Below are 10,786 nucleotides of genomic sequence, written 5' to 3'. Positions count from 1 at the left end.
CACCGTGCCTTGCCCGGCGATGGTGTCGGGGTCGTCGTAGGGGTGGACGTAGACGTAGCCTTTTTCATCGACCAATTTCAGCGAATAGGCCAGCGCTTCGGGGAACGAATCCCCGTGCAAAACCACTTTGCCACCTCGGGAACGCACACCTTCGACCTTGATCTCCGGTGTGGTCTTGGGCATGACGATGGTCGCTTTGACGCCCAGGGTTTTCGCCGCCAGCGCCAGCCCTTGCGCATGATTGCCCGCCGACGCGGTGACCACGCCATGTGCCAGTTCTTCGGGGGTCAACTGCGCCAGCTTGTTGTAGGCGCCGCGAATTTTGAAAGAAAACACCGGTTGCAAGTCTTCGCGCTTGAGCAAGACCTGATTGCCAAGCCGTTCGGACAACTGCCGCGCGCCCTGTAGCGGGGTTTCCACGGCGATGTCGTAGACGCGAGAGGTGAGGATTTTCTTGACGTAGTGGTTGAGCAGGTCGCTGTTGAACCGCGCGTTATCCAGCATCTGGTTCATCGTGTTGGCCTCGTGCAAAGGGCGGCGATGATCAGGTTCAGGCAAGCGGCAGAGAGGGAAGGGCGAATAAAGTTCATGTCTGACTCCTGGTTCGAGATTTTTGGCCCGGGAGACAGAAGGAAAAAACCCGCCTCGAGGGCGGGTTGGGTGCAAACGTCGGCTAACCCGCCATGACTGGAATGGCGGTAATAATTATCTGGCCGAAGAGGTGCTGGGTTACGTTCATGGCGTGAAGACTATTGCGCTTAGGGTTCGAGCGTCAAGAGCTGCATTGCTCATGCAAGCGCGCCGTCAGGTTTTCCTGACCCCTCGTCCCCTACGTCGGGCGCCTTCATTTTTCCTTCATGACGGCACTCTAAGGTGAGGGTTGTGATCAGTGATGTAAGTAATGCAGTCGCTGAAACGTCAATGAAAGACAACCGAAACGAAGAAACCAGCCACGAGGGCATGAGTAATGGACGACTATCAAGAAGAGCTTTTGGAATACAACGCGTACGAGTTTGATCCTTTTGAACCCGCTGACGACGCAACCGAGTTGTAGGCTGTCGCTTCAAGCGGTATGACGTTGGCTGCGGCGGAACTCTCCAGGAGTCTCACCGTTCCAGCGTTTGAAGGCGCGCTGAAAGGCCTCGGCCGATGAAAACCCTAGTAGATAGGCAATCTCGCCAAAAGCCAGTTCCGTGTCACGGATGTAGGTCATGGCCAAGTCGCGGCGCGTGTCATTGAGAATGGCGCGAAAGCGCGTACCTTCGTCGGCCAGTTTGCGCCGCAAGGTCCAGGTCGGCAGCTTTAGCCGTGCTGCCACTTCCTCCAGATCAGGCTCTCTTCCACCATTCAACAAAGGCCCCAACAACTGAGTGATCCGTTCACGCAGGCTGCGGGTGCGCGTACGGTGCTCCAGTTCCTGTTCGCAGAGCGCCAGCAAATGCCGCCAGGTGCTGGGGCAGTGATCGGGATTACGCAGGCCAAGGCTGTGTTGGCTGAGGCGCAATTGATTGGCGCCTGCGGCAAAACTCACCGGATGCTCACTCAAGTGCGCGTATTGAGCTGAATAGATGGGCGCCTCAAATTCGATCTCGATCTTTTGCGCACGCAGCTCAGTGCCCGCCAGCGTCGATAACTGTTGCAGCCAACTGCCGAGAATCGAATCGACGACGAAACGGTTGTAGTCGTTGTAAGGGCTAATGGAGTAGAAACGCAGCCAGGCACCACTGGCGTCTTCATGAAAGCTCGATTGCCCGCGGTAGTTGGCGCCATACAAGGCTTCGAAACGAATCAATGTACGTGCTGCTTCTCGCACAGTGGGGGCTTGCGCGGCAGTGACGCCTGCCAGCCCGGCTTGGCTGATGCGGCTCAACTGACCCATGCGCAAGCCTAGCCAGGGCACCCCTGTCAGTTGAATCGCCGAGTGTCCCAGGCGCATGTAGCGCGCAATTGACAACCGTGCGCCTGCTTCACCCAGCGTTGCCGCGTCCAGTCCGTACTGCTCAAGCAAGGGGGTTGGGTCCTGATCGAAGCTGCGCACGGCATCCGCCAGGCTATGGACGAAACCTACCGACAAATCCCCCAAACGTACCCGAGGCGCGGTCATGGCGTCATAACCACAGATTGATCAGCCGCGCGCCGTGCCCAGGCTTGCTGCCTTTGGGGGGCGTACTGACAGATTGTTCAGTGATACTTTGCCCGCCGCGATTGGCAAAGCTATGGCCTGTGCTGCCTTGATCCCAAAACTGGCCGCGCATAAACACGCTGATACCCGCTTGAGCGGTACTGATGGGCGCCAGTGTCAAGCGCCGCCACGCTTCGCCTTCGGTCAGGGGGGCAGGTTCAACACCGAGTTCTACAGGGAGCTTTTGCGCATGCCACGGTTGTGACCATGCATCATTGCCCGCAACGAATGCGGGCACCGCGATCAGCTCGACACCGCTTTGATTGAGGCGCGTGTAGTTGCGTGGGTACCAACTGTCGCTGCCGATCAGCGTACCGAGACGGCCGGCCGGAGTGTCGATGACATTGAGCGGCGCATCCTTGCCTGAACGGATATAACCGCGCTGATACCAGGTCGCAAACAATTGCCGTTGGGGTTGGCCGATAGGCAGACCATCGCGGCCAAACACTACGCTGCAGTTATAGAGCGCGCCATTGCCCACGTGCAATTGACCGTTCTCCACCGAAGGCCCTGGCAGCACAATCGAACCCGCCACCAACGTCACGCCAAATTCCTTGGCCAAACCACCGAATAGCGTCTGGTAGTCACGGGCCATATTCACCGACTTCATCCTGATACGCGCATCGTCAATCCGGTTTTCGCCTTTGGCGTGCAGCATCGCGATGGCAAATTGCAGTGGGTTGCTGACGGCTAGCCAATTCAGCGCTTCTTCAATAGTCGTGGCCTGGTAGAACTGGGATTTTTCGTCCACGGCAAACAACCAAGTGCCTACATGCTCGGGCAACACAACAATGGTTTTGTCGTTGATCAGGCCGTGTTCACGGGCTTGCTGGAGATAGGCGGCAAGTTTTCGGTGCAGGCGCTTGAGGCTTTGATAGTCGGACGCAAACAGTTCTGGCTGTATGCCCAGCAGATTGCCGCGATCACCAGGCTGGCCATCGTTGATCACCAGTTGAATGCGCAAATCGGTGAGGTAATGACCGGCGTGACGCTTGCCGGTCCACAGGCCATAGCTGACGAGGATAATCACCAGCAATAACACCGTGGATAAACCGAGAATTTTACGCATGTAGAACCGAACGCTGTCGTGGATGAAGGTGCGCACAAGAGTAGGGCGCAGCCAGGGACTTGCCAACCCTTGCTGCGCATTTGGATCAATAAGTTGTTACTTTCAGTCATTGAGCGTGATCAGGGTGCTGTTTACTGTTGGCGCCATGAACAGCGAGCTATTGTCAGTGCTTGATAGCGACCGCCGAATAATTTGACGAGTGCCTACAGAGCCCTCGCATCCCGTGATGATGCTCGATGGAGTTTGCGATGACCGCCCACTATCCACACCTGATGGCCCCCCTTGACTTGGGTTTTACCACGTTGCGCAACCGGGCTCTGATGGGCTCCATGCACACGGGGTTGGAGGAGAAACCGGGCGGGTTTGAGCGCATGGCCGCGTATTTTGCCGAACGGGCGCGTGGCGGTGTGGGCCTGATGGTCACCGGCGGTATTGCGCCGAATGTCGAAGGCGGTGTTTATTCCGGTGCCGCCAAGCTGACGACCACCGAAGAAGCCGACCACCATCGTGTTGTCACCCAGGCGGTGCATGAGGCGGGCGGCAAGATCTGCATGCAGATCCTCCATGCCGGTCGTTATGCCTACAGCCCAAAGCAGGTCGCACCGAGCGCGATTCAGGCGCCGATCAACCCGTTCAAACCCAGGGAGTTGGATGAAGAGGGTATCGAAAAGCAGATTCAGGACTTCGTGACCTGCTCGACCCTGGCCCAATCCGCCGAATACGACGGCGTCGAAATCATGGGCTCGGAAGGCTATTTCATTAACCAGTTTCTCGCCGCCCACACCAACCATCGCACCGACCGATGGGGTGGCAGCTACGAAAACCGCATGCGCTTGCCGGTTGAAATCGTACGCCGGGTGCGCGAAGCCGTTGGTCCGAACTTCATCATCATTTATCGCCTGTCGATGCTTGACCTCATCGAAGGCGGCAGTACCTGGGAAGAGGCCGTTCAACTGGCGCAGGCCATCGAGAAGGCCGGCGCGACCCTGATCAACACCGGCATCGGTTGGCATGAGGCGCGGATTCCGACCATCGCCACCAAAGTCCCGCGCGCTGCTTTTGTGAAAGTCACGGCCAAAATGCGCGGTTCGGTGTCGATTCCGCTAATCACCACCAACCGCATCAATACCCCCGAAGTTGCCGAGCACGTGCTGGCCGAGGGCGATGCCGACATGGTGTCCATGGCGCGGCCTTTTCTGGCCGACCCGGACTTCGTCAACAAGGCGGCTGCTGGGCGGGGCGATGAAATCAACACCTGCATTGGTTGCAATCAGGCGTGTCTGGACCACACATTTGGCGGCAAGCTCACCAGTTGCCTGGTCAATCCCCGGGCTTGCCACGAAACCGAACTTAATTATTTGCCCACTCAACAACCGAAGAACATCGCCGTGATTGGTGCCGGTCCTGCCGGGCTTGCAGCGGCAACCGTCGCGGCCCAGCGCGGTCATCAGGTGACGCTGTTCGATTCAGCCAGTGAGATCGGTGGTCAGTTCAATATCGCCAAGCGCGTGCCGGGCAAGGAAGAGTTCTACGAAACCCTGCGTTACTTTGGTCGCAAGCTGCAGACCACAGGCGTCGACGTGCGCTTGAACACCCGCGTTTCGGTGGATGACCTCAAGAGTGCTGGTTACGACGAAATCATTCTGGCGACCGGCGTCGAGCCACGCATGCCAGCGATCCCCGGTATTGATCACCCCAAGGTCCTGAGCTATCTGGACGTGATCCTGGAGCGTAAGCCGGTGGGCAAGCGCGTGGCAGTGATCGGCGCGGGCGGCATTGGTTTCGACGTCTCGGAGTTTCTGGTGCATCAGGGCGTGTCCACCAGTCTGGATCGCGCGGCATTCTGGGACGAGTGGGGCATCGACGAGGCGCTGGAAGCGCGTGGCGGTGTCGCCGGGATCAAACCGCATCCACATGCGCCAGCGCGTCAGGTGCTCCTGTTGCAGCGCAAGGCTTCCAAGGTCGGCGATGGTCTGGGCAAGACCACTGGCTGGATTCACCGCACGGGCCTTAAGAACAAGCAGGTGCAAATGCTCAACAGCGTCGAATACCTGAAGATCGACGACGCCGGTTTACACATTCGTATCGGTGACGGCGAGGAGAAACTACTGGCGGTAGACAACGTGGTGATCTGCGCCGGGCAGGACCCGTTGCGCGAGCTGTACGACGGCTTGAAAGACGCAGGGCAGAACGTGCATCTGATCGGTGGCGCCGACGTTGCGGCAGAGCTGGATGCCAAGCGGGCGATCAACCAAGGGTCACGGTTGGCGGCTGAGTTGTAAGTGATATCAGTTGTCCTACGGGGAGTGTGCAGAACCTGTTTCGCGGGATGCGTTACGAGCGGCGCTCTTGAGGGCCAATGCTAAACTCCGGCCTTCTTTAGTCCCCGATTAATTCTGATGCTTCCCGTTGACCACGCCCTGTTACCGGCCCCGCTGCAACGTCTGGATCTGCCTTGGCTCACTGACGCTGGCATTGAGGTTGCGATCCTGCGTCTGGACCTGATCGATCCGCTGATCTCTGGCAACAAATGGTTCAAGCTCACCCATCACCTGGCAGCCGCTCAACGTGCAGGCGCCCAGGGTTTGATCAGCCTTGGCGGCGCGCACTCCAATCATCTTCATGCGCTGGCGGCGGCAGGCAAACGCTTTGGTTTCTCCACGGTGGGGTTATTGCGCGGTCATCCCCAGGAAACGCCGACGGTGATGGATTTGCAGGCATTCGGCATGCAACTGCATTGGCTGGGTTATGCGGGTTACCGGGCGCGGCACGAAGCGGATTTCTGGGTGCCGTGGATGGCGCGTTATCCGCAACTGCATCCGGTACCCGAGGGTGGTGGCGGGTTGGAAGGTGCCTTGGGCTGTGCCGACATCGTGTGTCAGGCGCGTGATCAATTGGCGGCGGTGGGCTGGGACGATTATCACGGCTGGTGGCTAGCGGCAGGAACCGGCACCACGTTGGCGGGCCTGGTATTGGCCGAGTCGGGCGCGCGACTGGTATATGGCGCGATGGCGCTGCCGAAGGGGCATGGAGTGCCCGAGAATGTCTCGGCGATTATCGAGTCGTTTGAGAGCACGCTCGCCTCCACAGCGTTGGCTGCGTCTGGCATCGTTTGCTCGGACACAACACCTGTGGAAGGGCGCTTGCTCGCGAAAGCGTCACTTAAAGCGCCAGGTAACCAAGCGCCTGACCATTGTTATTGTCTGCTCGATGCCAGTCGCGGCGGGTTCGCCAAAACCGATCCGCACTTGCTGTCCTTTATCGATACCTGCGCACAGCACACCGGCATTCCTCTGGAACCGCTTTACACCGGCAAGGCCCTGCTGGCGTTGCACGACGAAGTTGTTGCCAGCCGATTCGCCGAGGGCACGAAGCTGATCTTTGTCCATACCGGTGGGTTACAGGGTAAGCGTGAGACTTTATAGCGGCGTGTCTTTTGGCCGGGATCAGCCTGTATGACGCAGCCTCTGTAGGAGCGAATTCATTCGTGAGATTGAGGCCCATCCAATACATCTTTGTCGTCAGCCCCATAGCATCGCGAACAAGTTCGCTCAAAGCGTGACCAGGAACAGAGTCTCTACAGGTTCATTTGAATCTCGCGACAGCGCAACACGGGTCCCGCTGGCACGAATCCTGCGGCCCAGACGTATCGATACGTCGGTTCTGGGCATGTCGGCGGCACTTCTGGAGTCAACCGCTTACGCCTCGGTGTCGATAATCGACCCTTCCAACACGCGCCGAGGTTTACATGACTACTGCAACCATCGAGCGGGTCGATCCTGCCACTTTGAGGAAAGTCATCGTTGCGGCGGCTATCGGTAATTTCGTCGAATGGTTCGACTTCGCCGTTTACGGCTTTCTCGCCACCACCATTGCCCAGCAGTTCTTTCCCAGCGGTGATGCCAGTGCGGCACTGCTGAAAACCTTCGCCGTGTTCGCCGTGGCGTTCGCGTTCCGGCCGCTGGGCGGGATCTTTTTCGGCATGCTCGGCGACCGCATCGGCCGCAAGCGTACGCTGGCGTTCACCATTTTGCTGATGGCAGGCGCGACCACGATCATCGGTTTACTGCCAACTTACGCCGCCATCGGGGTCATGGCGCCGATCCTGCTGACCATCATCCGCTGTGCCCAGGGCTTCTCGGCCGGTGGCGAATACGCCGGGGCTTGCGCTTATTTGATGGAGCATGCACCGCGCAATCAGCGCGCTTGGTACGGCAGTTTTGTCCCGGTTTCGACCTTTTCCGCCTTCGCCGCAGCGGCCATCATCGCCTATGCGCTGGAATCGTCGTTGTCCACTGAGGCCATGAGCAGTTGGGGCTGGCGTCTGCCGTTCCTGATTGCCGCGCCATTGGGGTTGGTCGGTCTATATCTGCGCTGGAAACTGGATGAAACCCCGGCATTCCAAGCCGTCACTCAAGAACACGCCGTGGCCCATTCGCCGCTCAAGGACACCCTGCGCAATCATGGCGCCGCTATTTGTTGCCTCGGCGCGTTTGTTTCGCTGACGGCGTTGTCGTTCTACATGTTCACCACGTACTTCGCGACGTACCTGCAAGTCGCCGGTGGTTTGAGCCGCGCCACCTCGTTGCTGATTTCGCTGATTGCGTTGCTGTTCGCGGCGGCGATCTGCCCTTTGGCCGGGATGTTCTCTGATCGGGTAGGGCGACGGACGACCGTGATGAGCACCTGCATCCTGCTGATTGTAGTGGTGTATCCGTCGTTCTGGATGGCCAGTTCCGGGTCATTTGTCGCCTCGATTATTGGCGTGATGTTGCTGGCGGTCGGTGCTGTCTTGTGTGGCGTGGTGACGGCTGCGCTGCTGTCGGAAACCTTTCCTACCCGCACCCGCTACACCGCTTCGGCGGTCACTTACAACATGGCGTACACCCTCTTTGGGGGCACCGCGCCGTTGATGGCAACCTGGTTGATAGGCATGACCGGCAGCAATCTTGCGCCAGCGTTTTATTTGATTGTGATTGCCTTGCTGGCATTGGCCGGTGGGTTGGCATTGCCTGAGACCTCGAAAGTCTCGCTGCATGAAGTGGAAGGCTCGTTGACGCAGCGTTCGGCGGCTGAATCTATCGCCTGACGAGTCCCTCCATGAAGCGCTGTTGCCCGCGATTGCGGTATGTCTGGGGCATTTTTGTATCCGACACGCTGCTTTCGCGGGCAGGCGCGCTCCTGGCAACAGTGAGCGTTGCGTTCAGTTTCAAGCATCGCGCATGCAACAAAACATGGCAGCGGTGCGCTAAAAAATGGCACATTGGCGCCTCCTGCGCCGTCACACAATCAGTCATAAATGAAACGGCGCGTTCGTAAACGTTCGATGGATGCCCTTGTCATGGCCGTCAGCAGCCCGCCTTCCACCAGCGCTTCAACCACTGCTATCCCTCAATCCAGCCCGCTGGTTCTGCGTATCATCGGCGCGGTGGCGCTGGCGCATTTGATCAATGACTTGATCCAGGCGGTATTGCCGTCGATCTATCCGATGCTCAAGGCCAACTATGACCTGAGCTTTACTCAAGTCGGCTTGATCACCTTGACCTTTCAGATGACGGCTTCTTTGCTGCAGCCGTGGGTTGGTTATTACACCGATCGTCATCCGAACCCGCTGGTATTGCCGCTCGGTTCACTGTGCATCCTTGCAGGCATTCTGATGCTGTCGACTGTTGGCAGTTTTCCCCTGATCCTGCTGGCAGCGGGCCTGATCGGTATTGGTTCCTCAACTTTTCACCCGGAAGCCTCACGGATTGCACGGCTGGCCTCGGGTGGTCGGTTCGGTTTGGCGCAATCGACCTTTCAGGTGGGGGGCAGCACGGGATCTGCGTTAGGGCCGTTGCTGGCGGCGGCGATCATCATTCCATTCGGTCAGGGCAACATCGCCTATTTCGGTCTGTTCGCGCTGTTCTCGGTCGGCCTTTTGTATGCCATTAGCCGCTGGTACAAAACCCATCTGAGCCTGTTCAAGCTCAAGCAGGGCGGGGTGGCCACCCACGGCCTGTCGAAACGGCGGGTGACGGCGGCATTGGTGGTGCTGGCGCTGCTGGTGTTCTCCAAATATTTCTACATGGCCAGTTTCACCAGCTACTTCACGTTCTTTTTGATCGAACGCTTCGACCTATCGGTAGCCAGTTCGCAACTGCACCTGTTCATGTTCCTTGCGGCAGTGGCCGCGGGGACCTTTTTCGGTGGGCCGATAGGCGACAGGATCGGGCGCAAGGCGGTGATCTGGTTCTCGATCCTCGGCGTCGCGCCGTTCACCCTGGCGTTGCCATACGCTGATCTGTTCTGGACCAGCGTGCTCAGCGTGATCATCGGTTTCATTCTGGCTTCGGCATTTTCAGCCATCGTCGTCTACGCCCAAGAACTGGTGCCGGGTAATGTCGGCATGATCGCCGGAATCTTCTTCGGTCTGATGTTCGGTTTTGGCGGCATCGGTGCGGCGTTGTTGGGGCATCTTGCGGACAGTCACGGGATTGTCTACGTCTACACGCTGTGCTCGTTTCTACCGCTGCTGGGGATCCTCGCGATCCTGTTGCCCAGAACCAAACGCTGATGCCGTGGCGGTGTCGGGCAGGTTGGGCCACAGGTTCGACACCAAAAACAGCCGTTCTGCCTCTTCCCATTGGCCATGTGGGGTGTGCGTGAGGCGCACCATCAGTTGAGCGGGGGCCATCGGTTGCAGTTCATGTAGCCAGTGGTGCAGTTGATCGTCGTTCCAGGCCTCTTCGTAACGCGCCGGTGCCAGCCAGGCGTGACGCGGCAAGGGTTGCCAGCGCCCCGGCGGACGTTGTGCGACGAAGGCCTGCCAGTCCCGCTGATGCAACCAGTGCCCACGCAGGTGATCGGCATGCACGCCAGCGGGTGATTGGGCGTTTCCGGGCCACGGATACAGCAGGTAGCCACCCAGCCACAGTTCAGCGCTAAACGTGCTCACGGCCAACGCCGCAAGCGCTTCTCGGCCTTCCGGGCGCGCTGAAATCGGCAATTGATGCTGGCTCAGGTGCCGCAGCTTGCGGTCCAGACGATCATGACAACCCGGCCCCAGCCACTGCGCCGGATCGCTGCCGTCGCCATCTTGCGGGCCTAAGTAAAGCTTGATCGCCAGTTCGATGTGATGGACGCCCTCGCGGTCGCGCAGCAGCATGTCCAGTTCGCCCAGCGTCTGCCCGGCCACGCGGATCGGCAGGTTGGCGGCGATTATGTCTACGCCGGGTGCGTGCTGTACGGCGAATTGCCAAAGCCGTTCGTAATAACGCCCCAGTCGTCGGGTCTCGCCCTGAGACAGCCAATGCGCGAGCGAGGTGTTGTCCTGGTCCAGCGCGAGAAGAAAGTCCGCCAGCGCTTGCGGATTGTCGGCCCAGTCGCTGGCGGACAACGGATGACGCTGCGGCCAGGGCGTTTGTGCCAGCATCGGCGGCGAGAGAATCACCCACGCCAGATCCCGCACCTGGGGATGGCGAAGTTGGCGGGGCAGGTCGATGAGGCTGGGGAATAGGGTCATGTGGGGGAGAATAGCGGGTGTCGCGACTTGA

Annotated in this window: 8 protein-coding genes; 4 read left to right on the top strand and 4 right to left on the bottom strand. The window is 59.1% G+C overall.

Annotation, left to right across the window (positions count from 1 at the left end; genetic code table 11):
* The 3 genes from VGC62_RS26945 to VGC62_RS26935 all read right to left on the bottom strand — a co-directional run.
* The coding region (locus tag VGC62_RS26945) for a pyridoxal-phosphate dependent enzyme (protein WP_331190126.1) at window positions 1–474 on the bottom strand (474 nt) is incomplete at its 3' end.
* 589 nt (window positions 475–1,063) lie between these two features.
* Window positions 1,064–2,104: an AraC family transcriptional regulator gene (locus tag VGC62_RS26940; protein WP_331190122.1), complete on the bottom strand. Its 1,041-nt coding sequence runs from the start codon at window positions 2,102–2,104 to the stop codon at window positions 1,064–1,066.
* A 4-nt stretch (window positions 2,105–2,108) separates the two neighbouring features.
* Window positions 2,109–3,251 (bottom strand): carbon-nitrogen hydrolase family protein, encoded by a 1,143-nt coding sequence (locus VGC62_RS26935; RefSeq protein WP_331190121.1) that lies wholly within the window; start codon window positions 3,249–3,251, stop codon window positions 2,109–2,111.
* 248 nt (window positions 3,252–3,499) lie between these two features.
* On the opposite strand from VGC62_RS26935, the gene VGC62_RS26930 reads away from it, so the two are divergent.
* From VGC62_RS26930 to VGC62_RS26915, 4 genes are all read left to right on the top strand, one after another.
* Window positions 3,500–5,533 (top strand): NADPH-dependent 2,4-dienoyl-CoA reductase, encoded by a 2,034-nt coding sequence (locus tag VGC62_RS26930; RefSeq protein ID WP_331190120.1) that lies wholly within the window; start codon window positions 3,500–3,502, stop codon window positions 5,531–5,533.
* Between the two features lie 117 nt (window positions 5,534–5,650).
* Window positions 5,651–6,676: a 1-aminocyclopropane-1-carboxylate deaminase/D-cysteine desulfhydrase gene (locus VGC62_RS26925; protein ID WP_331190119.1), complete on the top strand. Its 1,026-nt coding sequence runs from the start codon at window positions 5,651–5,653 to the stop codon at window positions 6,674–6,676.
* Window positions 6,677–6,999: 323 nt separating this feature from the next.
* The gene (locus tag VGC62_RS26920; protein ID WP_331190118.1) at window positions 7,000–8,340 is read left to right on the top strand and encodes an MFS transporter; all 1,341 of its coding nucleotides are present in this window, start codon (window positions 7,000–7,002) and stop codon (window positions 8,338–8,340) included.
* A 252-nt stretch (window positions 8,341–8,592) separates the two neighbouring features.
* The gene (locus VGC62_RS26915) at window positions 8,593–9,807 is read left to right on the top strand and encodes an MFS transporter (RefSeq protein WP_331190117.1); all 1,215 of its coding nucleotides are present in this window, start codon (window positions 8,593–8,595) and stop codon (window positions 9,805–9,807) included.
* Here the strand turns inward: VGC62_RS26915 and VGC62_RS26910 are convergent.
* Window positions 9,757–10,755, bottom strand: a complete 999-nt coding sequence (locus tag VGC62_RS26910) for a DUF1853 family protein (RefSeq protein ID WP_331190116.1) — start codon at window positions 10,753–10,755, stop codon at window positions 9,757–9,759. The two genes, VGC62_RS26915 and VGC62_RS26910, sit on opposite strands and share 51 nt — an antisense overlap.
* Window positions 10,756–10,786 lie beyond the last annotated feature (31 nt).

This window comes from Pseudomonas sp., from assembly GCF_036404235.1.
Classification (GTDB): Bacteria; Pseudomonadota; Gammaproteobacteria; order Pseudomonadales; family Pseudomonadaceae; genus Aquipseudomonas.
This window is presented reverse-complemented; position numbering and strand designations above follow the sequence as displayed.

Coding starts and splice junctions, on each gene's coding strand:
- VGC62_RS26935 (WP_331190121.1), bottom strand. CDS start 3,251: ATGCGTAAAATTCTCGGTTTATCCACGGTGTTATTGCTGGTGATTATC.
- VGC62_RS26915 (WP_331190117.1), top strand. CDS start 8,593: ATGGCCGTCAGCAGCCCGCCTTCCACCAGCGCTTCAACCACTGCTATC.
- VGC62_RS26920 (WP_331190118.1), top strand. CDS start 7,000: ATGACTACTGCAACCATCGAGCGGGTCGATCCTGCCACTTTGAGGAAA.
- VGC62_RS26910 (WP_331190116.1), bottom strand. CDS start 10,755: ATGACCCTATTCCCCAGCCTCATCGACCTGCCCCGCCAACTTCGCCAT.
- VGC62_RS26940 (WP_331190122.1), bottom strand. CDS start 2,104: ATGACCGCGCCTCGGGTACGTTTGGGGGATTTGTCGGTAGGTTTCGTC.
- VGC62_RS26925 (WP_331190119.1), top strand. CDS start 5,651: ATGCTTCCCGTTGACCACGCCCTGTTACCGGCCCCGCTGCAACGTCTG.
- VGC62_RS26930 (WP_331190120.1), top strand. CDS start 3,500: ATGACCGCCCACTATCCACACCTGATGGCCCCCCTTGACTTGGGTTTT.